We start from the raw sequence: 21,582 nt of genomic DNA on the forward strand, positions 1-21,582 counted from the left end.
GGTCGCGCCACGGCGCGGCCGGAAGAGGAGAGATTCATGTCCGTAACCCGCGTCCTGGCCGTGCTCATGGCCTCGCAGGTCCTGCCCGCAGCCGCCTTCGCGCAGGATCAAGAAGTGCCTGCTGCACCGGTCGAAGAACCTGCGGCCGCGCCGGCTGCTGTCGGCGACCAGTCGGCCGGCGCCGCGCCGACGGCCACTCCGCTTTCCGGTTTCGCGCGTTTTCAGCAAGAAAATGTGATCGGCAAAGAGCTCCGCTCGCTCAAGAAGGATGGCGTGGACCTCTCGCTCGATGTCGTCGGCAACATTGCCGGCAACCCGATCGGCGGCAATCGCAAAGGCTTTGCCGAATCTCACTGGGTCAGCGCTGCGGCCAATGTCGATCTTGAAAAGGTGCTCGGCTGGTCTGACACCCGCCTTCACGTCCAGGGCGCCTGGTTCAGCGGAGACAGCCTTGGCCGGGACTATATCGGCAACTCGATCAGCTTTCAGCAGACCTGGCGCCCGGTGCCCGGACCACGCCTGACCCAGTTCAACATCGAGCACGATTTCGGCCGTCTCAATCTGATGGTCGGGCGCGCCGCCGTGAACAGCTACTTCAACAACTCGCCGCTCAACTGCGTGTTCATGAGCAATACCGCCTGCCTCACCGCGTACGGCGGCATCAGCGATATCGGCATCACCGCATTCCCGAACTCGTCCTGGGCAGCGAAGGCGCAATATTCCCTCAGCAAGCGGGCCTACGTGCAGCTCGGCGTTTTCGACTACAACAACGATCTCAATCTCAAAGGAAAAGGCGGCGTCGATCTATCGCTCGGTAAAGGCACGGGCGCGCTCATCGCTGGCGAAGTCGGCTATGAAAGCGATCCTGCGACCAGCCGGTTGCCCGGACTCTACAAGCTGGGCTTTTACCTCAACACCGACGGCGGCCAGAGCCCCTATTACGATATCCATGGCGCCAGCGCGGCGCAGAGCGGTCTTGCCCGGGCTGCGCTGGGCGGCAACCGGCTCGGGATCTACGCGATGGTCGACCAGACGATTGCGCGTGCACCGGGAAAGAGCAAGCGCAGCCTTGCGGCATTCGGCCGCCTCTTCGTGAATGCGGGTAACACCCAGCAGCTTGACTGGTTTGCCTCGGCGGGACTGGTGAAGACAGGCACCTTCAAAGGGCGCGACGACGACACCATCGGCTTCATTGTCTCCGACACCCATTTCAGCGCCCAGCAGATTGCGTACTTGCGCGACCTGCGGGCCAAGGCCGGAGGTACCGGATCCCCGGGATCGAACGAGATCATTGCCGAACTCAATTATGGCTTTGCCGCGCTGCCGGGTCTGCGGATCATGCCGAATGTGCAATACGCCATCAATCCGGACCCCATCTACGCGACGAGCCGCAAGACCGACATACCCAACGCGGTCGTTCTGGGCGTTCGCGTCGACCTCAAACTCGCCCAGTTTTTCGGCAAATGATTGGAGCTGGATCCGTACATTCGCGTGACCGCAATGCAGTGAGGGGAAGACCTCATCAGCACTCCGGGCCTTTGCCGTCGCGGTAATGCCCCAATATTGGGAGGCGATGGAGGTCACGCCGACGGGCGAGGACGTGCGGATCAAGCTCGAATCTATCGCGAGTGGTCGGTTGCGCTTGTCTCATGCTTGCGTGAAGCGCAGGAGGATGGGGAATTGTCGGCTGGAAAGAATCCAGGACAGCTTGCCGTCGCGCCGATTGATGAAGGAGCGGTCATGCGAGCCAATCGAATGTAGCCGGTCGCCCTTCGACAGCTTCGAGCGCTTTGCTTTGCCTTCCCTGCTGAGCTGAACATTTTGACCAATTAATAGCCGACGGGTCATTTATTTTCCGGATCATCGCTGGAGCGCCGCGCCAGCGAACAATGACTGTCATCCGCGGCACATTGTGAAGGAGCTGAACAATGTCTACGATTACAACCACAGACGGCGTAAAGATCTTCTACAAGGATTGGGGGGCAGGTCAGCCGATCGTTTTCAGTCACGGTTGGCCGCTGACGGCGGATGACTGGGATGCACAGATGATGTTCTTCCTTCATCACGGGTATCGGGTGATTGCCCACGACCGGCGCGGCCATGGCCGGTCCGACCAGCCCGGCACCGGCAACGACATGGATCACTGGGTTGCCGATCTAGCGGCCCTGACTGAACACCTCGACCTGCGCGACGCGATCCATATCGGACACTCGACAGGTGGCGGTGAGGTGGCTCGCTATGTCGCTCGCCATCAGGAGCGCGTCGCGAAGGCCGTGCTGGTCGCTTCACTGACGCCGAACATGTACCGCAGCGAGGACAACCCGTCCGGGCAACCGCCGGAATGGTTCGAAGCGATACGGGCAGGTGTGCTGGGCAACCGGTCGGAGTTCTTCCGTTTTGTGCCTGAGAATCCGTTCTACGGCTACAACCTCGATGGGGCCGAGCCTTCGGAGGCTGTCATTGCCAACTGGTGGCGCCAAGGGATGGCCGGCGGTGCTCTCGCTCACCACGCGACTGTCGACTCTTGGCTCGAAGATTATACCGAAGACCTCAAGAAGATCACCGTGCCGGTACTGGTGATGCACGGCGAAGCGGATCAAGTCGTCCCGTTCGCAAGTTCAGTGCCACGCGCGGTCGAACTGCTTGAGAATGGTTCGCTGAAAATCTATCCCGGCTATCCCCATGGCATGCTGACCACACATGCAGATGTCCTCAATCCTGACCTGCTTTCGTTCATCAGGTCATGACGACATCTCTAACCCATCACCGTTGAGGTAAGCATTTGGGTCATAAATTGAGGAGGATTCGGGTTTCATCATCGTGACGAAGGAACGAACAGGAAGCCCAAATCCTCCTCGAAAATTCGTCGACCAACAGCTCAATCAAAACAGCGGCCCACGCAGCGTCGTCTGGCCTTGACGGAGGTGCGTTCCGCCGCAGGCTTCGCGCCTCGCTCCCTGCCCGCCCGAGGGAGCTTGAAGGGTAACCGCGGCATGTGGAAGTTGCCCACTCCGCCCAAGCGGACCGCGAGACTTTCAAATGTTTAACCGAGAACCCGTTGGGTAGCGGCCGTCGCCACCGCAGAAGCTTCGGCAGCTGAGCGCCCCCAGTCCAGACACAGGGCGGCTCCCTATGCCTACCACCTCGACCATAGGCTGAAAGTCGCGCCGCATGCGACCGACAGTGCGCCAGCAGCGCCTATAATAAACCGGGCATTCGGTGCCACACCTTAACGCGACGGCAGAAGGCCGGATGCGCTCAGCTGGAGCAGTCCATTATGTTTGAATCCATCATCCATCCTGAAGCGCGTCCTATCGCGCCGGTCGACGTGGTGGAACAGGCACAGCGTCTAATCGAACGCGACGGTCTGACCGGCATCGGTGATGCGCTCGCCCCGCTGGAAGGCGTAACGCAAGAGCAGATGCCGGGGATCAACTCGGTCCTCGCCCTCAGCGTTCGTCTGCTGATCGAAGCGTTTCGCACCGATGCCCGGGCGCCTGCCGTCTATGATGCACTCCTGGCCATTCCGCCACAACTGGCCGGATTGATGTTTGACCTGATGCTGGAATGCACTTTCGGGAGCGGTCCCAGAGATGTGAGTGTGCTGAACGAGGAGAGTTTGTTGGCGCTTGTCGGCCTGCTTTCCTGCGCCGGTGCACACGAGCAGGCTGCGCTTTTGCTCGCCGATGCCCGCAAGCAGCGCACTGGTCCGGGCCTTAACCACTCTGCCTGGGTGGCGCGGTGCCGTTGGGCCAGCTGTGCATCATCGATAGGCGACTACTTGGCCGATGCGGCTATTGCTTTTGCTGATGCCGAGGCGGCGCGGGCTGAAATCGACGTATCCCCAATCAACCTTGCCGCACACCGGGCGGGAATTCGCTTCGCGCTGGCCGCCGGTGATCTTGCGAAGACCCGCTCCCTCGCCGGCGCTGCCCTGGCGCTGCCAGTGGGGGACGAGGACAAGATGGAACTGGCTGCGGATCTCGCGCTGCTCGTTGCGGTTCAGGCTGCATGTGGCGATGAAGCCAGTCTACAAGCCGACCAAATGCGTTGGGCTTTCGCTGCGGCGCCGAAGGTAACGTCTGCTGCGGCTGCCATTCTTGAGGCGCAGATGGCCGGCGGCAACTTCCCGTTCCTTGACACCGCCGAGGCGGAAAGTGCTGCGGCCATGTTGCGCAGTTTCGTGGCACCTGGCGCAAACCCGGCGGTGACCGGCTATCCGATGCGTGGGGGGAAGCCCCACGTCGACACTGTGTGGTTGGAGATCACGAACCACTGTAATCAGAAGTGTACTTTCTGCCCGGATATGTTCCGCGAGGATGCGCGTTCCTGGCTGCCGCTTCAGCAAGTGAAGGATCTGATCGACCAGCTGGCAGATACGCTCAGCGTGGGATCGATGCAGCTGAACGCTTATGGCGAACCCCTGCTGCATCCGAATATTTCAGAGATCCTGGCTTATATTCGTGAGCGCAAGCTACCGTTTCCCACCTTCTTCACGTCCCACGGGATGACGTTGGTTGAGAAGAAGCTGAAGCAGCTTTCCGGAAACTATCCCGCCGGTATCGCGATCTCGCTCCATAACGACAGCCAGGAATCCTACGAGGCGACCCGCAGCCACAAGATCGGCGATTACGAGACGCTGGTCACACGCGTTTCCGGGCTGCTGCGGCAGATGGCCTACGAACAGGCGCCATCACACCTTCGCCTCTATCAGATGGTTTCGAACGGAGCTGTAGATCTCCGCGTCGATGAAGTTACCCGCAGTGCCTTCCCTGAAACGCCGGAACGGATGCTTAAACATGTCCGCAAATGGGAGGCTATCGCTGCGGATATCGCTGCCGCTGCGCCGCCGGAGGCACAGGTCATAGCGCTCAGCAGTAGCCAGGAGGACATTTACCGCGCTTTTCTCAAGGCCAGCCATGGCGATCACGACCATATGCCGATCCTGAGTTGGGTGGATGTGAACGGCGGAAGGCAGAGTGCCTTCATGTCGGCACGGCCGGTTGGCACTTATGCCAATCTGCTGCTCGAATACGATCCGCGCTGGGCTGTCGATCGCAAGCTGGTGACCGGGCGGAGTTGCGGCTTTACCAAGGTTCCTTCGCTGGCGATTTTTGCCACGGGCCGGCTCGGCATCTGCTGTCTCGATCTCAACAGCACCGCGACTTTTGGCTCTCTGTCGGACTTCGACAATCTGCACGATGCGCTGACAAGCCAGCAGGCGCTGCGAATGTTTGCGCAGCTTTCTAACGGTATCGCCACAAGTCGTGGCTGCCAGATCTGTCTTGGTGGGACCGAGCGGCATTGTGCCAGCAAGCAGATGTCAGGGCCGGAACGCCCTGCCGGGCATTTCCGCGACGGGATCTGAGCCGATGGGCATGATCTCGTTCCTAGCGCGAGCTTTTTGGGAGATTTGAGGTCAGATTCTGACCTCACTTTGTTGGAGACAGGCTTCCTTTCGGGTGATGCAAAAGCGGTTCGAGCGGAAGCGTCCGGCGGGCCGCGCTGCCTGAGCTATACCAGAAGCTTACGCTTTGCCCTGATAGCGCTGGGGCTGCCCGAATGGACGTGCCGATTCTGCAACACGGGGCATCATCTGTCGGCGGTGGCGCGGCTGCCTTGGAAACCCGGCGAGACGCGAGCATTGACCATTCTTCACCATGTGGGAGGCTGATCACGTCATTAACCGGATGGGCATGGTGCGGATGTGTTTCCGGGGCGCTATGACATCGCAATCAATGCCCAATTTCCGGCACTTGTGGCACTTCGGCAACAAACCGCGCCTCACCTTTGAAAATCGGTTCCCAGGGACACTGCCGCCAGGGAAAACCGCTTGCGCGAAGAGGCAAGCCCGGCTCACTTCCCTCGCCTGAATGACCGCGCAACCCAAGCGCGGCAGCTGGGCTATTGGAGAGAGATGCATGAGTCCCGCGGAACTGAGCGTCGCGTTCTTCTTGCAGATGTTCGTGATCATCGCCGCATGCCGCGCGACCGGCTGGGCCATGAAGCGCTTCTTCGATCAGCCGCAGGTCATCGGAGAAATGATCGCCGGCATTCTGCTCGGCCCATCGCTGCTCGGGCTGCTTTCCCCGGACATCCAGCATTTCCTGTTTCCCAAGGAAACGAAATCCGTCCTCTACGTCGGCGCCCAACTGGGCGTGGGGCTTTACATGTTTCTCGTTGGCCTTGGCTTCAGGACCGACCATTTCCGCGTGAACGCCCGCAGCGCCTTTGCCGTGTCCCTGTCCGGCATGGCAGCACCTTTCCTGGTTGCCGTGGCGATGACCCCCTGGCTGTTCGGCTTGAACCTGTTCGGACCACAGGTCAGCACGTTCCAGGCGACGCTGTTCATGGGAGCAGCCATCTCGATCACCGCCTTCCCCGTCCTTGCCCGCATCATTCAGGAGCGCGGGCTCGCGCGTACGCCGCTGGGATCGCTGTCGCTATCGGCCGGCGCGATCGACGACGTGGGCGCCTGGACGGTGCTGGCGATAGTCCTTGCCAGTTTCGGCGGCGGCCCGGCCGTGGCGATCAAGGCCGTGGCGGGCGGGGGACTGTTCGCGCTGTTCATGCTCACCGCCGGCCCCCACCTGCTGGCGCCGCTGGCGCGCTGGGCAGAGCGCGAGGGACGCATTGTGCCGCCACTGCTGGCGACCATCGTGGCGCTGTTCATGCTCAGCGCCTGGGCCATGGATACGGCCGGTCTCCATTCGGTGTTCGGCGGCTTCCTGCTGGGCGTGGCGATGCCGCGCGGGCTGCTCAGCCGTGAACTGAAAAACCAGCTGGAACCCTTCACGCTGGCGCTGCTGGTGCCGATGTTCTTCACCTTCTCCGGCCTCAACACGCAGCTGACGCTGGTAAACAGCATCGCACTCGTCGGCATCGCGCTGGTTATCCTGATCGGCTCCATCCTTGCCAAGGGCGCGGCCTGCTGGGCGGCGGCTCGGCTAACCGGGCAGGACAATCCGACCGCGCTGGCCGTTGGCGCGTTGATGAACGCGCGCGGATTGATGGAACTGATCATCATCAACATCGGGCTGCAGAAGGGCATCATCGGCCCGGCACTGTTCTCGATGCTCGTCGTCATGGCACTGGTGACGACGCTGATGGCCTCCCCCCTGTTCGAACTCGTCTATGGCCGACGCGCCCGGGCCAGCGGCGCATTGGGCTCACTGAACGAGGATGCGGACGAAGCGGCGGAACGTCCGACCGTCCCGGCCATCTGAACCGTCCGCTCAGCCGGACACAGTCGTTCGAATATCGTACAATGCGGCCTCGATGCCGCCATCATGGGAAGTGGAAATGCAGCAGGATCCTTCGTCGGACCGTGTGGTGAAACGCGTCGTAGTCGCAGGAGGCGGCACCGCTGGCTGGGTAACCGCCACGGCGCTCGCGCGTCATCTGGGGCGGCTGATCGATGTGACCCTGATCGAATCGGAAGAGATCTCGACCGTCGGTGTCGGCGAATCCACCGTGCCGACTTTCAAGAGCTTCCATGACCTGATGGGGATCAAGGAGGACCAGTTCATGGCCGCCGCACAGGCGACCTTCAAACTGGGGATCGAGTTCAGGAATTGGGGCCGGGTTGGCGATCGCTACATCCACCCCTTCGGCACGATCGGCACGCGCGTTTCGTGGATGGCGGAATTCCACCACTTCTGGCTGCATGCAAAATCGCGCGGATTTGGCGGCGAACTGGGCGAATATTGCCTGGAATGGGTAGCCGGAGAGGCCAACCGCATGTCGGTGAACGCGGCACCGAACATGGGTTATGCCTATCATGTCGATGCCACGCGCTACGCCCGCTTCCTGCGCGCCATTGCCGAGCCGGCGGGCGTCAAACGGATCGAAGGCAAGATCCGCAATGTCGATCTCCATCCCGAAAGCGGCTTCATCGATGCGCTGACGCTGGAATCGGGAGAGCGGGTCGAAGGCGACCTTTTCGTCGATTGCACCGGTTTCCGCTCCCTTCTTCTGGGGCAGGCTCTCGGCGTCGAATTCGAGGATTGGGGGCGCTGGATCACCACGAACAGCGCCGTCGCCGTCCAGTCGCGATCGTCCAATCCGCCCCAGCCTTATACCGGCGCTTACGCGCACGAGGCGGGCTGGCGCTGGAAGATCCCACTGCAGCACCGTGAAGGCAACGGCATCGTCTTCTGCAACGAATTCATGTCGGATGACGAAGCCCGGGCAAAGCTGTTGGCCGAGATCGACGGCGAGCCGACGATCGAGCCCTGGCTCCTGCGCTTCAAGACCGGCATGCGCGTGAAGAGCTGGTTCCGCAATTGCGTGGGCCTGGGCCTTGCCGGCGGCTTCATCGAGCCCCTGGAATCGACCAGCATCCACCTGATGATGGCGGCCGTCACCCGGCTGATCCAGGACTTCCCGTTCAACGGCTGCAACGAAGCGCTGATCGACCATTTCAACGAGAAATCGCGCCTGGAATTCGAATCCATCCGCGATTTCATCATTCTGCATTATCACGTCACCGAGCGGGACGATTCCGCCTTCTGGCGCCGTTGCCGGACCATGGACATTCCCGATTCCCTGAAGGAACGGCTGGACCTGTGGCGCGAAGATGCGCGCGCCTTCAAGCTGGAGGACGAGCTTTTCCGCGTCGACAGCTGGACGTCAGTCCTGCTGGGCCAGCGCCTCGCCCCTCTTGGCTATCATCGACTTGCCGAGATGATGCCGGACGCTGAGCTGCGAGGCCATCTGGATCGGATGCGATCTGAAATTTCCAAAATCGCCGCGAAGATGCCGACCCATCCGGACTTCATCAGGTCCTATTGTCCGGCCGAGGCGTTCTGACGATCGGACCCGACCCAGCCCTGATCAATCAGGGCTCGTAGGAGTGGCGCATAGGCGGGGACGGAGAGGCCACTTCGTCCCCAGTCCTCCTGAAAGATCACGAGAGTATCGGCCGCTTTCCCCAGCACCTCCTGAAGGAGATGGGATACGCCGTTGTAGAGCGCCCTTCCGCGCCCATAAACAGCGGTCCCGCCCATCTGGCTACTTTGAGGATCGACGGGTGGTTTGCGAGCAGAGACCTGCTAGGCGTGTTGCCATGACCAACAAGCTAGCCGGTATCGTCGAGGTCGATGGACTTCAATATGAATGGGAGCTCCGGAGCGAGCCGCAGTGGAGTGACTTCGATGGCTGGAGAGGCATGACAGTTGCATTGCTCCGCAAACACACCCAGCGCGGCGCTTTGCTGGAGTTTCCCCCGCCGAAGCGTTTGCTAAAAGGAATGCAACGAGGGCGCCTTCAAATCGGCGACGCGATTGTCTCTCGGGGAATCCGGGCAGCGTTGCTGGCTGGGTGGGAACCCGATTCTCGGGGCAAGCCCATGGTTTTCACGGTCGATGCAGACGGCAACTAGGCAATGGCTGCCGCAGCGGATCAGATGAGGGCGGCGTCCGTTCCGTCAAACCATGGGATAGCGAGCTGATTTCGAGATAACTGGAGCGCCACCGAAGAACGGGTATCCCGAAACTTGAAGGCAGTTACATGCATGGTTGAACGGCTGCGCCCCCTCCGACACGCCCCGTTTTACGTCATTCGCAAGATAACTTATAACTGCGAAAACCAACCAACAGGCAGAGAGAATGACGATTTCTTCAAGCGACGAGCAACGCGAGCATTTTGCCTATTGCGTCCAACTCTTTGGAGGCACCACTGCTTTCTCGCGGCGCCTCAACATAGATGAGCGGGCTATCCGACGTTTCATAAATGGCGAGCGGCCTATTGGCGCCGGCCTCTTGGAAGACACTGCGAAGGCATTGCGCCTGCTCATTAGTGACGCGACGGATGCAGAACGCGAGATCGCAGCGATGTTGAGCCGTGGGCCGAACACTCCGTCATAGGGCGCAGGCCCGCCGTGGATCGCGACGCCGACCGACCAGTCAGAGATGCTGACCATGCATGCCCCACCCGGCTTGCCGACCGGGGTAATCGGACAGGGGGCTGGATGAAATCCGAGGGGCCCGGGTGAACTGTGCACAGGCGTTGGCGGGATGACATTGCTGACCTGCGTCGTCGGCTATAATCCTCTCGGCAGAATTCAGTCATAACTGCAGGAGAATACGACAATGAACAATTCCGATCTCGCCGAGAAGCTGGCTGCTGAAACTGGCGTCACGAAGGCTGATGCCAAGAAGGCCGTGGATGCGGTCTTCGTAGCGATCGCCGAAGCGGCGGCTGCGGGCGACGAAATTTCGCTGAACGGCTTTGGAAAGTTCAAAGTAAAGGACTCTCCGGCTCGCGAAGGCCGCAACCCTTCGACCGGCGAGACCATCCAGATCGCAGCCTCGAAGAAGCTGACGTTCGCCCCAGCTAAGGCCGTCAAGGACAAGTTGAACGGCTAAGCCAGCACTTTAAAAATGGGACGGCACGCCGCCACCAGCGCCGTGCCGTCCTCTTCATGGGCCGCCGACATCTGCGCCACGAGATCTTGTGGCGGAAAACACCTTACTGCAACGCGCGCTATCCCAGGGGCCCCGGAGCTTTGCAGCCACGATAGGCCCGGGTTGCGGTTCGATTGCCCCTAGTTCGACGTTCGGATTAGTCCGCGCGCCTTGGGCAAGGAAGGATTGCCTTCCCATCGCGGGTCGCCACCGTGATGATCGCAGAGGCGAGATGCACTGTTTGCTCGGGTGAAAGAGGTGACAGTGCTTCCATGATGTCGTTCACGTCGCCGCAGGTCGAAGGCTTGATCGGAATGGACATTCGGGCGGATAACGCCTCGTCGATCAATGGGCGCAACACGTCATCCGACACGCCGGCGATCTCCTTGCCTTCCGATTGACCCAGTTTGAGAAACGCTGATTTCGCCATAGGCCACGCCGCAATCTTACGGTTCTCAAACTGCGTCGCCAGGCTGGGCAGTGAGGTGCGAACGTAGCTGTCGGCAGGCAAAACGGAACTGCACTTCTGCGCGACCTGGTCGAACACCTTGGGCAGAAAGTAGGTGATGATCCCGTCCATTTCCTGCTGGGTAATGCAGCTTGCCGTATCGGCCGCCTGCGCCGTGGTCGTCGCGCAAAGCGCCAAGCTCACGGCGACTGCCGAAATAATCTTACGCATAGAAATGTGCTCCCTGACGGTGTGTTCTAGCGGCGCTTGCCGGCCTGAGGCTCGGCAACTTGCCGCAATCGGGCTGTCAAAATCGAGGATGGATGGGGCGCCAGTCCCTGCCGAGGTCATCATGCCGTGCTTGAACTGATTTCAGATCGTCGGGAGCTACGGCGTTGAATTCTTTATCTCCCCGGACGAAAGGCTGCCTAGCTGTTTGAAGCATCCGGCCCGGAAAATCCACACTGGATTACGCAGTCAGGCACACTCCAAAAACCGTGCCGGCTGCCTTAATTACAAAATGGAATTGCTCTCGATTTGGAATATAAATTCGCGGCGTAACCGTAACTTTGGCGGTCAATTTGAGGAGCCTAGGATGATTGCTAGGCGTCGTCGCTCTATATTGTATGCTGCAACGCTTCTTGCGTTGAGCGCGGCTATTTTGCCTTTGATCTGCGTTTCGCTGCTCTCACGAGAGCGCGCGCACAAAGCCGAGCGCGCACATCTGGCGCAATACGCTGGCTGGACCCTTGAGCGCGCAACCCTCACGCTGAGCAACGCCCAAGCTACGTTGAAGCAGCTGGAGCAGGAAGGTTGGGTTGGCTGTTCACCCGCGCACATCGCCCGCATGCGGCAACTTGCCTTCGATAATCGATTTATCGACCAGGTTGGCTATTTCAACGATGGAAAACTTGCCTGCACGAGCTGGGGGACGGTGTCTCACTCGGTTCCCGAACAGGCACCGGAACATCCGCTTCCTGGCGGTTTTGCCCTGCAGCTACAGGTCAATCCCCTGGTCAGCCAAGGTCACCCCGTGATCGGGCTGGTTCTTGGCGATCATAGAGTGTTGATCAATCCTCAGCGGCTGGTTGACGTACTTCGCGATGGTGAAATGGCGCTGGGGGTTGCCACTGCCGATGGCCGGCCGATCGCTATTTCAGGCCACGTGGATAACAGCCTTATATCTGCGATGGCGCACCATACCGGGTCCGGCATGGACGATCGCAATATGTTCGTATCAACGAGCGGGGCTGGCTTGATGGCCTTTGCCGTCTCCGACCGCGAAGAGTTTGAGCGACGCCTGCGCCGGGAGTGGTTGCTGCTTGTGCCGACCGGACTGATTGTGTCGGCAATTCTCATCGGGACCATTGCCTGGGTCTCCCGCCAGCGGCTTTCGCCTGAGAATGAGCTGGATTTCGCCATTCGGCACCGCAAGCTGATTGCCCACTATCAACCCCTCATAGAGTTGCAGAGTGGACGATGCATTGGCGCGGAAGCGCTGGTCCGCTGGAGGCGCCCCGGTCCCGACCGCATGCCACCCGATCTGCTGATCCCTCTCGCGGAAAGAACGGGCCTGATCGAAGCCATTACCGACCTGATGATAGAATGCGTTGCAGAGGATCTCGCACGGATGCTCGGCGCTGGGCTCGATGTACATGTAGCCATCAACATTAGCGCAAATGATATGGAAAGCGGGCGTTTCCTGCCCAACCTGCATGCGGCGTTGCAGCGGTGGGGTATACCGGCAAGCCACATCTGGCTCGAGGCGACGGAGCGTGGCTTCATCAAGCCCGAACTGGCGTGCGCCACTATCGAGCGCGCCCGCGCCGCAGGGCATGCGGTTTCGATCGACGATTTTGGTACCGGCTATTCGAGCCTGTCATTGCTCGAAGCGCTCCCGGTCGACACGATCAAGATCGACAAATCATTCGTCGATACGATAGGCCGGAGCGCCGCGACCAGCGTCGTCACGCCGCACCTGATCGATATGGCGCACAGCCTCAATCTCACCATAGTCGCCGAGGGTGTCGAGTCGCCTTCCCAAGAAGCATACCTACGCTCGGCGGGGGTGGAATTTGCGCAAGGCTGGCTCTACTCACCGGCGCTGTCGGCCGAAAAATTCATCGAGTACTGCCATCAGTTGAATGATGGACCGAACTGATCGGGTGGATGCCCCCTTCCTCAGGTCAGCAATTGGAGGGGGACAAACCGCAACGATACCGACCTCCTGCCAAACGCCCGCGGCCGGGCCCACCGCACGGTACCGATGCAGGTCAGCCTCGACGCCGGTCAGAACAGGCCGTCGTCGAAATCGTCATCATCATCGTCGAACATGTCGACTGTCGGTGCGGCATCCTCGCTGGCGTTCGGCATGAAAGCGCGGTGCACTTCGCGTTCGCGGGCCATCGTATAGCGCGCGGCGATCGTGCCCAGCAGGTCGCCGAGCGCGGCCACGGCCTCTTCGGGCACATCGGCACATTCCTGGCCGAGCACCGCCAGGCGATCGGCAATTTCCAGCAAGGGGTCGCCGACTTCGGCCTCGCAATCGATCCTGTCAGTCGTTTCCTGAAGGATTTCCGCCACCGCCGACGCGCCATGGTCCAGTTCGGACAGCCCGCGACGCATGCGCTGGCCACCGTCACGGATGCAATCCAGCGACTCCTTCAGTGCCTGCCCGGCGTCCACCGGCTCGTCCTCTTCGGTGCCGCCAATCGTCGCGGCAGCAGCAGTCAGCCCGTCGAACGATTGCGCGATGGCCGATGCGATCGTCGCCAGGGTGGCGGCAAATCCGCGGATCTCGGCGGCCACCACCGCCAGTCCGCGCCCTTCCGTGCCCATGCGATAGCAGCGCAGATCGGTGTTCCACGCCATCTGCTGCACATCGCTAGTGATGCGATGGACCGTCGCCAATCGCTTCGCGAGGTTGCGCGCCGTGGTGGAGGCTACGTTGCTGAGCCGGTTCGAGCGCGCATCCGCCTCCCGCAGCCGCTCGGTCACGCTGGCCACTTCGGCAACGCTGGTTTCCAGCATTTGCAGGAACACACCCTCGCCGTCCGGCTCGTCCGCATTCTCGCTCACGCGCAGTTCCAGCAGTGCCGCCGCGTTCGGGCCGATGCCGCGCAGACTGCTTGTCAGCAGGCGCGCCTCGTTCCGGAAAATGTCCAGCGTGTCCGCCGCCTGGGCCGCCAGCAGCGCCGTTGCGTGGCCGGCAATGATCTCCAGAACGTCCGGCGTCAGGTCCGACGGCGCTTCCAGAAACGTGTCGAGGTCAAGCAAACCATCGGCCACATGCTCCAGTCGCTGCCGGGTAATATCGCCCACTTGCAGCGCGCCCAGCGCGGTTCCGACCTGGCTGCGGATGCGCCGCGCAACGTCGGAAATCTGCACCGCACGTTCGGCAAGGTCCACCTGATGATCCTGCAAGGCAAGCGCATCGTCCGCCAGCTTGCACGGCACCTGCGGAACCACCAGCGCACATTCGGCCGCAAGCTGATCCTCAACCTCGAACATGCCCGGCACGGCCTCGGCCAGCCAGCCGATCTCTCGCGAGATGCTTGCCATTTCCTCTTCGCCAAGGTCGATCTTGGCGAACATCATGTCCGCAAAGCCGGAGAAATCGCCGGAACCGGCGGCCGCGACCTTGATGTTGAGGCCGCAGATACGCAGGAAGCTCAGCGTACGGTTGACCTGATCGATCTGCCCCGAAAGCGCCGCACTTGCCTGCTCGATCGAGATCAGCGCCTTGCGCCGCGAAGACTGGATCACGGGCAGGCGCATCAACCGGTCGGCGGTGCCGCGCATGTTGTCTACCGCCGCCTCTGCCGCATCGCGCTCGAAGGCGTTGGTGACGCTCTCCAGCGCGCCGATCAGGGCTTCGACGATCTCATAGGCGCGGGCAAGCGCCGTTCCGGCGGCAACGAAGCGCGCATCCAGCCCGCTCGCCACGGTGGCAAGCGCGTCGCGAAGCTCCATACGCGCAGGCGCGGCCTCAAGGGAATCCTCGGAGATGGTGGCGAGAAACAATGCATCCTCCAGACCGGTCGTTGCCGGATCGTCCGAGACGGGCTCGGGAAAACAGATGGTAGTCATCGAGCAGTGGCCGTCAGCACTTCACGGGCAATGGAGCCGAGCGGGATCACCCGATCCGCTGCCCCGCGCGCAATCGCTTCCTTGGGCATGCCGAACACGATCGACGTCGCCTCATCCTGCGCAAAGGTTCGCGCGCCGGCCTGCTTCATTTCCAGCAGCCCGCGCGCGCCATCGTCACCCATGCCGGTCATGATCACGCCCACCGCGTTCGATCCTGCGGAACGCGCGGCAGAGCGGAACAGCACGTCCACCGAGGGGCGATGACGCGAAACCAGCGGGCCGTCCTTCACCGCCACGCAATAGCGCGCACCTTGCCGTTCCAGCATCAGGTGCTTGCCGCCCGGAGCGATCAGCACATGGCCGCGCAGCACCGGATCGCCGTCCGCCGCTTCCTTCACGTCCACTTCGCACAGACCGTTGAGCCGCTTGGCAAAGGCGCGGGTGAAATTCTCCGGCATGTGCTGGACGACGACGACGCCCGGCGCGTTGGCGGGGAGTGCCTCCAGCACTTCGCGCAGTGCTTCCGTCCCGCCGGTGGAGGCGCCAAGGCAGACCACCATCTCGGTCGTGCGGCTCATCGCACGGCCGCTGGGCGGGGGCAGCACGGCATCGGCGGTCAGTTTCTTCGGCGGGCCCTCCGGCCTGCTCTCACGCACCGGCGGACGGCCGCGAACGCGCGCGCGGGAGGCGCCCTTCACAACGTCGCGGATCTGGAGATTGTGCTCGGCCAGATGATCGGCCACGCCGATGCGGGGCTTCAGGATCACATCCACGGCGCCCGCTTCCATCGCCTGAAGCAGCGTTTCGGAGCCCTCTTCGGTCAGCGACGAGCACATGACCACGGGCACGGGGCACTGCGACATCAGCTTGCGCAGGAAGGTGATGCCATCCATGCGCGGCATTTCCACGTCCAGCGTGATGACGTCGGGCACTTCCTCCTGAATCCGGCGCGCGGCGCTGAACGGATCGGGGGCGGCGCCGATCACTTCGATCTCCGGATCTTCCTGAAGGATAGCGGTCATCGCCTGGCGGACGCTGGCGGAATCGTCGATGACGAGGACGCGGATCTTCTTGCCCGTCAGCATCGCCTCAGCCCTTCCGGAACACGGTGTTGGCCACCTGCGTCAGCGGCAGGTCATGCCCGGTGATCGATTCCGAATGGCCCAGGAACAGATGGCCCCCCGGCTTCAGGCAATCGACCAGTTGCGCCACGACTTTGCGCTGCGTGGGCTTGTCGAAATAGATCAGCACGTTGCGGCAGAAGATCAGGTGCATCGGCTCACCCACCGGATAGTGATCGTCCATCAGGTTGAGCCGGGCAAAACCGATCGCGCTGCGCAGCGCAGGCACCATGCGCACGTCGCGCCGCTTCGGATCGCGCGAAAACATCACGTATTTACGCTGAAGGGCGGGCGGAACCGGCTCCACCAGTTCCGCAGGGTAGATGCCTGCGCGCGCGGTATCCAGCACATCGGTATCGAGATCGGTAGCCAGAATGCCATAGCTCGGGCCGCCGCTGGTTTCGGCATGATCGTCCAGCACCATGGCCAGTGTGTAAGGTTCAGGACCGGTCGAGCAGGCCGCGCTCCACGCGCGGATGCTGCGCACGCCGCGCGCCGCCATTTCGGGCAGGATCACATTGCTCAGATAATCGAAATGGCCGGGCTCGCGAAAGAAATCGGTCTTGTTGGTGGTCACCGCGTTGATCAGCGCCAGCCCTTCGGAGGGCAAATTCTCGGCCGTGAACAGCAGGTCGCAATAGGCATCGAGCGTTGTCGAACCGGTTGCCCGCTGGCGCCGACGCAAGCGGCCTTCCAGCATGGTCTTCTTGCTTTCGGGCATCTTGATGCCCGACTCTTCGTAGATATAGGCCGCCAGCCGCGCGAAGTTGCGCTTGCTCATGTGATCGCCAAGCGGCTGCACGGCGGACGAACTGCGTGTGGCAAGGGCGGCTGCGGACATCGTGGCGGCTTTCGGGATAAAAGAAGGGTGGGCGCCCGCGAGCGGGCGCCCGTTTCGCAGGGAAAATCAGGCGGGCTGCGCGGCCGGGATCGCCATGGGGGCAGAGAGCTGGGCGACATCCTCGGTCGTGAAGATGCGCGCCATGTCCACCAGCACCGTGAAGCCTTCCTCGCGCTTCACCACGCCGCCGATATAGTCGGACGGCCAGCGCACGCCCACATCGGGTGCCGCGCTCATCTGGTCGGCGCGGAAGCTGGTGACCTCGATCACGCGGTCAACCACCAGCCCCAGCACCAGCACACGGTCCTCCAGCGGGATATCGACCACCAGAATGCGGGTCGCCGGGGTCGGCTCCGCCGCCGGCAGGCCAAGCCGCAGGCGAAAGTCGATCGTGGTGACGCCCTCCCCGCGCATGTCCGTCAGGCCAAGCAGGTAATCCGGGCCGCCCGGAATGCGGAAGGTTTCCCGATAGTCCAGGATCTCGCGGACCAGTGTCACCGGCACCGCGAAGATCTCTGCCCCAAGCCCGAAGGTTACGGCCTGGATTTCCTGCGCGCTCGTCATGCGTTCTGCATCCCGAAGGCGTCGTCGTGGTCGTCCGCGCCGCCCATGGTGAGATCGAGCGCGAAGCCATTGGGACGGGCGTGGCCATTGGTGGCCGGGCGCTTGGCAGCGCTCTTGATCGGGGCCCTGACCGGAGCCTTTGCCGCCACCTTCGCCGGCGCCGGCTTGCGCTGGGCCGGAGCGGAGCGCGCGTTGCCGACCGAACGGCCCTGCTTGCCGGCGTCGTCCACCTGGAAGTAGGCCATGCTTGCCTGAAGCTCCTCGGCCTGTGCGGCGAGTTCTTCCGAGGTGGCCGAGATTTCCTCGGACGCGCCGGCGTTCTGCTGGGTCACTTGGTCAAGCTGCTGGATCGCCTGATTGATCTGGCCGGCACCGATGTCCTGTTCGCGGCAGGCGGCGCTGATTTCGGAGATCAGTTCGGCAGTGCGGCGAATGTCGGGCACGAGGCGCGACAGCATCTCGCCCGCTTCGGTGGCGGCATCGACGGTATTGGACGAAACCGCACTGATTTCCGCAGCGGCACCCTGGCTGCGTTCGGCCAGCTTGCGCACTTCGGACGCGACGACCGCAAAGCCGCGACCATGCTCGCCCGCACGGGCGGCCTCGACCGCCGCGTTCAACGCCAGCAGATCGGTCTGGCGGGCGATTTCCTGCACGATGCCGATCTTCTCGGCAATCGTGCGCATCGCACCCACAGCGCGGTCGACCGCGATGCCGCTGGCTTCGGCATCCTGTGCCGACTGGCGGGCGATCTTCTCGGTCTGCGCCGCGTTCTCTGCGTTCTGCTTGATGTTGGCGGACATCTCTTCCATCGACGCCGATGCCTGCTCGGCCGCAGCCGCCTGCTCGGTGGCGCCTTGCGAGACCTGTTCGGAAGTCGAGGACAGTTCCTGACTGCCGCTGGCCACGTTGTTGGCGGCCACGGTGGCATCGCCGACGACGCCGCGCAGACGCTCGATCATGCGAACCAGCGCATGGCCCAGCTTGTCCTCATCGGACAGCGGCTTGTGCGTCACGGTCAGGTCGCCGTCGGCGATTTTGTCGGCAAGGCTTGCGCTGACGCGCAAGTTGGCGGTCATCTTGTTCACGGTATCGACCAGATCCTTGATCTCGTCGTTCGAGGTGACTTCGACGTCCTGATCGAGATCGCCGATGGCGACCGCGTTGATCACGGTGCTGACACGGCCCAGACCGCGCGAGACGATCAGCGAGATCCAGACACCACCGGCCAGAGCGCCAAGGATGGCGATGGCGGCCACGGTCAGCAGCGTATAGCGGGCCGAGGCGTAGAGCGCGTCGGTATCCGTATCGACCTGCTTCATGTCGTCACGGGCGCGATCGACAAGGGCGTCGGCCTGCTTGTTGACGCGGTCCAGCACGGCGCGTGCCGGGCCAAGCGCCAGGCGTGCTGCCTCGTCGTTCTGGTTCGCGCGCGCCAGTTCGCGGATGCGCGTGTCCATCGGCTTGAAGTTGTCGAGCGCGGTCCGCATGTCCAGCCAGGTCTGACGCGTATCGGGCGTCGACGCTGCCTCACCCTCTTCCACCAGACGATCGAACTCGACGAACGCGCGAGAAACCTTGTCGTCGAACTCCTTCAGCTGGGACGGGTCGTTCGTCATCGTCATGCTGCGCTCATTGCGCGACAGCGTGCCGAACACGACCTGCACCTTCTGCGCACGGTCGAGACGCGCGGCGGGGCCGGAAATGAGGTCGGTAATCGCCGTGTTCAGAGTGCTGAGACGGCTGAGGCTGACGCCGACAAGCACGGCCAGCAGGAGCAGGATTATGCCGAACGTGACGCCCAGCTTCATTTTGATGGTTGCACGCATGGGGAAATGTAGCCTTGGAAACCCAGATTTGGGGTGAAAGACGGGAACCGTTCGGATCAGGCGGCGTGGGTGCTGAAGGCCTCGTCCTCGCTATCCGGACCGCCGGTAGAGAGATCGAGCGCGAAACCACGGGCACGGGCCTGCTGGTCGGAGACGGAAAGGGAACGTGTGGAACGTGCCGGCTGCACGGCCTTGCGCGCCGGAGTCGTCGCCGGGCGGACCGCCATCGGCGGCACCTTGCGGCGGACCGGCGCATCGGTGACGCGGAAGTAGGCGATGGAGGCCTGAAGCTCCTCCGCCTGCGCGGCGAGTTCTTCGGACGTCGTCGAAATCTGCTCGGAGGCGCCGGCGTTCTGCTGGGTCACCTGATCGAGCTGCTGGATCGCCTCGTTGATCTGCGACGCGCCGATGTCCTGTTCGCGGCAGGCGACGCTGATTTCGGAGACGAGTTCGGCGGTACGGCGAATGTCCGGCACCAGTTTCGACAGCATCTCGCCCGCTTCTGCGGCGGCCTGCACCGTTTCGCCGGAAACCGCGCTGATTTCGGCGGATGCCTGCTGGCTGCGTTCCGCCAGCTTGCGCACTTCGGAGGCGACGACCGCGAAACCGCGCCCATGTTCCCCGGCACGCGCGGCTTCCACTGCCGCGTTGAGCGCAAGCAGGTCGGTCTGGCGAGCGATTTCCTGAACGATGCCGATCTTCTCGGCAATCGTGCGCATCGCGCCGACTGCCCGGTTCACGGCAACGCCGCTCGATTCCGCGTCCTTGGAGGACTGGCGCGCGATCTTTTCGGTCTGCGCCGCATTGTCGGCGTTCTGCTTGATGTTGGCGGCCATCTCTTCCATCGAGGCGGAGGCCTGCTCGGCTGCAGCCGCCTGTTCGGTCGCGCCTTGCGAGACCTGTTCGGAATTGGCCGAGAGTTCCTGGCTGCCGCTGGACACGTTCTCGGCCGCAACGCCGGCATCGCCCACGACACCGCGCAAGCGCTCGATCATCGTGTTCACGTGGCCCAGCAGGTCGCCGATCTCGTCATCGGAGCGGATTTCCACCGTGCGCGTCAGGTCGCCATCGGCCACCCGGCTCATCGCATCGCCGGCGGTCTTCAATCCGCGCGATATCAGCAGTGCCAGATAGGCAGCGGCTGCGGCCGTGATCAGGAACGCCGTCACGCCCATGGCGATCATCAGCGTGCGCGCCGAATTGTAGGTGACTTCGGTATCGTCGTCCGCCTTGGCCATGGTCTGCTGTTCGACCTGCACCAGCTCCTCGACCTTCGCGGTCACGGCGTGGGCACGGTCGCGCGATTCACCCATGGTCAGCGCCACGGCGGCGGAATGGTCGGTCCTGCTGAGCGCCGCGACTTGCGCGTTCGCCGGCTTGAACGCGTTCCACTGGTCGCGCAGTTGCGACCACGCCGCACGCGTTTCAGCCGATGCGCCGGCATTGCCCTGCTCGACAGTCTGCTCAACCTTGTTGCGCCAGGTCTCGATCTCCGCGTCGAGATCGCGACGCGTGGCAGGATCGTCGGTCAGCGTGAGATTCTTTTCCGCGCGCACCATCATGCTGACACCGCCGTCGATGCTGCGGGCGCGGTCCAATTGCTTGGCAGGGCCGGTGACGAGATCGCCGATGGCGTCGTTCAGGATCGTAAGGCGGGAAATCCCGACCAGGATCGTTGCGGTCATGATGATCAGGAGGAGCACGAAAGTGCCCCCCAGCTTCAGCTTGATGGTCGCGCGCATGTTGCCCCGGCTCAGTGAAGTGTGGATGGCTGGGCGGCGGCGGAATCCGCGCTGCCAACCAGAGAATGGAAGATCGCGGCCAGATCGGGCAGGACGACCACGCCGTCCTGCCGGCGAACCAGTTCGCGAACGAAATCGCGGCGCCAGCGCATGCCGACGGCGGGCGGTTCCTCGCTGGCGGCGCGTTGCAAGGTCGCCACTTCGTGCACCTTGTCGGTGCGGATGCCGATCTGGACCGTCTCGCCTTCAGCTTCCGTCTCGATCACGACGATACGGCTGTCCACGGTCGCTTCGGCCGCAGGCATGGCGAAGGCCAGCCGCAGGTCCGCAATCGGGATGATCTTGCCGCGAAAGTTGACCACGCTGCCCAGCAGCGGCGCCGCGCCGGGCACGCGGGTTTCGGGCAGCAGGTCCAGGATTTCGCGCACCAGCGTGGCTTCCAGCGCGAAAGTCTCCTCGCCCAGATTGAAGGTCAGCACTTCGAGATTGCCGGCGGCGTCCCACTGGGTCGCCGTCTTTTCGGGGATCAGGTCGCTCATGGG

The 21,582-nt window shown here is 62.6% G+C and carries 17 protein-coding genes; 8 read left to right on the forward strand and 9 right to left on the reverse strand.

All coding sequences use genetic code 11. The features are described from left to right. Nucleotides 1-36: 36 nt before the first annotated feature. Nucleotides 37-1,467 (forward strand): carbohydrate porin, encoded by a 1,431-nt coding sequence (locus tag EDF56_RS19630; protein ID WP_132390710.1) that lies wholly within the window; start codon nt 37-39, stop codon nt 1,465-1,467. A gap of 180 nt (nt 1,468-1,647) precedes the next feature. Here EDF56_RS19630 and EDF56_RS19635 read toward each other — a convergent pair whose 3' ends face one another. After that, nucleotides 1,648-1,848: a hypothetical protein gene (locus EDF56_RS19635; protein ID WP_132390712.1), complete on the reverse strand. Its 201-nt coding sequence runs from the start codon at nt 1,846-1,848 to the stop codon at nt 1,648-1,650. A gap of 80 nt (nt 1,849-1,928) precedes the next feature. Here EDF56_RS19635 and EDF56_RS19640 point away from each other — a divergent pair, with 80 nt between their 5' ends. The 6 genes from EDF56_RS19640 to EDF56_RS19670 all read left to right on the forward strand — a co-directional run bounded on the left by EDF56_RS19640 (nt 1,929) and on the right by EDF56_RS19670 (nt 10,367). Further along, nucleotides 1,929-2,747, forward strand: a complete 819-nt coding sequence (locus tag EDF56_RS19640; protein WP_132390714.1) for an alpha/beta hydrolase — start codon at nt 1,929-1,931, stop codon at nt 2,745-2,747. A gap of 530 nt (nt 2,748-3,277) precedes the next feature. Next, entirely contained in the window at nt 3,278-5,368 is a 2,091-nt protein-coding gene (locus tag EDF56_RS19645; protein WP_132390716.1) for a radical SAM protein, read from the forward strand. A 553-nt stretch (nt 5,369-5,921) separates the two neighbouring features. Then, nucleotides 5,922-7,226, forward strand: coding sequence for a cation:proton antiporter (locus EDF56_RS19650; protein ID WP_132390718.1), 1,305 nt, complete (start codon nt 5,922-5,924; stop codon nt 7,224-7,226). 76 nt (nt 7,227-7,302) lie between these two features. After that, entirely contained in the window at nt 7,303-8,811 is a 1,509-nt protein-coding gene (locus tag EDF56_RS19655; protein WP_132390720.1) for a tryptophan halogenase family protein, read from the forward strand. A gap of 256 nt (nt 8,812-9,067) precedes the next feature. Next, nucleotides 9,068-9,382 (forward strand): hypothetical protein, encoded by a 315-nt coding sequence (locus EDF56_RS19660; protein WP_132390722.1) that lies wholly within the window; start codon nt 9,068-9,070, stop codon nt 9,380-9,382. Between the two features lie 691 nt (nt 9,383-10,073). Then, on the forward strand, nt 10,074-10,367 hold the full coding sequence (locus EDF56_RS19670; RefSeq protein ID WP_279389727.1) for an HU family DNA-binding protein: 294 nt from the start codon (nt 10,074-10,076) through the stop codon (nt 10,365-10,367). Between the two features lie 196 nt (nt 10,368-10,563). Here EDF56_RS19670 and EDF56_RS19675 read toward each other — a convergent pair whose 3' ends face one another. Then, nucleotides 10,564-11,085: a hypothetical protein gene (locus EDF56_RS19675; RefSeq protein WP_132390728.1), complete on the reverse strand. Its 522-nt coding sequence runs from the start codon at nt 11,083-11,085 to the stop codon at nt 10,564-10,566. A gap of 364 nt (nt 11,086-11,449) precedes the next feature. Between EDF56_RS19675 and EDF56_RS19680 the strand changes: the two genes are divergently transcribed. Next, on the forward strand, nt 11,450-13,015 hold the full coding sequence (locus EDF56_RS19680) for an EAL domain-containing protein (protein ID WP_132390730.1): 1,566 nt from the start codon (nt 11,450-11,452) through the stop codon (nt 13,013-13,015). A 128-nt stretch (nt 13,016-13,143) separates the two neighbouring features. On the opposite strand, the gene EDF56_RS19685 is transcribed toward EDF56_RS19680, so the two are convergent. The 7 genes from EDF56_RS19685 to EDF56_RS19715 form a co-directional block, all read right to left on the reverse strand. Further along, nucleotides 13,144-14,943, reverse strand: a complete 1,800-nt coding sequence (locus tag EDF56_RS19685) for a hypothetical protein (protein WP_243652715.1) — start codon at nt 14,941-14,943, stop codon at nt 13,144-13,146. Next, complete coding sequence (locus EDF56_RS19690) at nt 14,940-16,028, reverse strand: chemotaxis response regulator protein-glutamate methylesterase (protein ID WP_132390732.1); 1,089 nt, start codon at nt 16,026-16,028, stop codon at nt 14,940-14,942. Before EDF56_RS19690 ends, EDF56_RS19685 begins: the two co-directional genes overlap by 4 nt. A gap of 4 nt (nt 16,029-16,032) precedes the next feature. Continuing rightward, nucleotides 16,033-16,845 carry a protein-glutamate O-methyltransferase CheR gene (locus EDF56_RS19695; RefSeq protein WP_132390977.1) on the reverse strand — a complete coding sequence of 271 codons (813 nt, stop codon included), beginning with the start codon at nt 16,843-16,845 and terminating at the stop codon, nt 16,033-16,035. A 126-nt stretch (nt 16,846-16,971) separates the two neighbouring features. Continuing rightward, nucleotides 16,972-17,469 (reverse strand): chemotaxis protein CheW, encoded by a 498-nt coding sequence (locus EDF56_RS19700; RefSeq protein ID WP_132390734.1) that lies wholly within the window; start codon nt 17,467-17,469, stop codon nt 16,972-16,974. Next, complete coding sequence (locus tag EDF56_RS19705) at nt 17,466-19,298, reverse strand: methyl-accepting chemotaxis protein (protein WP_132390736.1); 1,833 nt, start codon at nt 19,296-19,298, stop codon at nt 17,466-17,468. Before EDF56_RS19705 ends, EDF56_RS19700 begins: the two co-directional genes overlap by 4 nt. Before the next feature lie 56 nt (nt 19,299-19,354). Then, nucleotides 19,355-21,040, reverse strand: coding sequence for a methyl-accepting chemotaxis protein (locus EDF56_RS19710; RefSeq protein ID WP_132390738.1), 1,686 nt, complete (start codon nt 21,038-21,040; stop codon nt 19,355-19,357). A gap of 11 nt (nt 21,041-21,051) precedes the next feature. Next, complete coding sequence (locus tag EDF56_RS19715; RefSeq protein WP_132390740.1) at nt 21,052-21,579, reverse strand: chemotaxis protein CheW; 528 nt, start codon at nt 21,577-21,579, stop codon at nt 21,052-21,054. Nucleotides 21,580-21,582: the final 3 nt, after the last annotated feature.

Origin of the sequence: Novosphingobium sp. PhB165 (assembly GCF_004341845.1) — a bacterium.
Lineage (GTDB): Bacteria > Pseudomonadota > Alphaproteobacteria > Sphingomonadales > Sphingomonadaceae > Novosphingobium.

What these genes read in the sequence shown, in the direction of transcription:
- EDF56_RS19630 (WP_132390710.1), top strand. Translation starts at nt 37, where the DNA reads ATGTCCGTAACCCGCGTCCTGGCCGTGCTCATGGCCTCGCAGGTCCTG.
- EDF56_RS19635 (WP_132390712.1), bottom strand. Translation starts at nt 1,848, where the DNA reads ATGACCCGTCGGCTATTAATTGGTCAAAATGTTCAGCTCAGCAGGGAA.
- EDF56_RS19640 (WP_132390714.1), top strand. Translation starts at nt 1,929, where the DNA reads ATGTCTACGATTACAACCACAGACGGCGTAAAGATCTTCTACAAGGAT.
- EDF56_RS19645 (WP_132390716.1), top strand. Translation starts at nt 3,278, where the DNA reads ATGTTTGAATCCATCATCCATCCTGAAGCGCGTCCTATCGCGCCGGTC.
- EDF56_RS19650 (WP_132390718.1), top strand. Translation starts at nt 5,922, where the DNA reads ATGAGTCCCGCGGAACTGAGCGTCGCGTTCTTCTTGCAGATGTTCGTG.
- EDF56_RS19655 (WP_132390720.1), top strand. Translation starts at nt 7,303, where the DNA reads ATGCAGCAGGATCCTTCGTCGGACCGTGTGGTGAAACGCGTCGTAGTC.
- EDF56_RS19660 (WP_132390722.1), top strand. Translation starts at nt 9,068, where the DNA reads ATGACCAACAAGCTAGCCGGTATCGTCGAGGTCGATGGACTTCAATAT.
- EDF56_RS19675 (WP_132390728.1), bottom strand. Translation starts at nt 11,085, where the DNA reads ATGCGTAAGATTATTTCGGCAGTCGCCGTGAGCTTGGCGCTTTGCGCG.
- EDF56_RS19680 (WP_132390730.1), top strand. Translation starts at nt 11,450, where the DNA reads ATGATTGCTAGGCGTCGTCGCTCTATATTGTATGCTGCAACGCTTCTT.
- EDF56_RS19685 (WP_243652715.1), bottom strand. Translation starts at nt 14,943, where the DNA reads ATGACTACCATCTGTTTTCCCGAGCCCGTCTCGGACGATCCGGCAACG.
- EDF56_RS19690 (WP_132390732.1), bottom strand. Translation starts at nt 16,028, where the DNA reads ATGCTGACGGGCAAGAAGATCCGCGTCCTCGTCATCGACGATTCCGCC.
- EDF56_RS19695 (WP_132390977.1), bottom strand. Translation starts at nt 16,845, where the DNA reads ATGAGCAAGCGCAACTTCGCGCGGCTGGCGGCCTATATCTACGAAGAG.
- EDF56_RS19700 (WP_132390734.1), bottom strand. Translation starts at nt 17,469, where the DNA reads ATGACGAGCGCGCAGGAAATCCAGGCCGTAACCTTCGGGCTTGGGGCA.
- EDF56_RS19705 (WP_132390736.1), bottom strand. Translation starts at nt 19,298, where the DNA reads ATGCGTGCAACCATCAAAATGAAGCTGGGCGTCACGTTCGGCATAATC.
- EDF56_RS19710 (WP_132390738.1), bottom strand. Translation starts at nt 21,040, where the DNA reads ATGCGCGCGACCATCAAGCTGAAGCTGGGGGGCACTTTCGTGCTCCTC.
- EDF56_RS19715 (WP_132390740.1), bottom strand. Translation starts at nt 21,579, where the DNA reads ATGAGCGACCTGATCCCCGAAAAGACGGCGACCCAGTGGGACGCCGCC.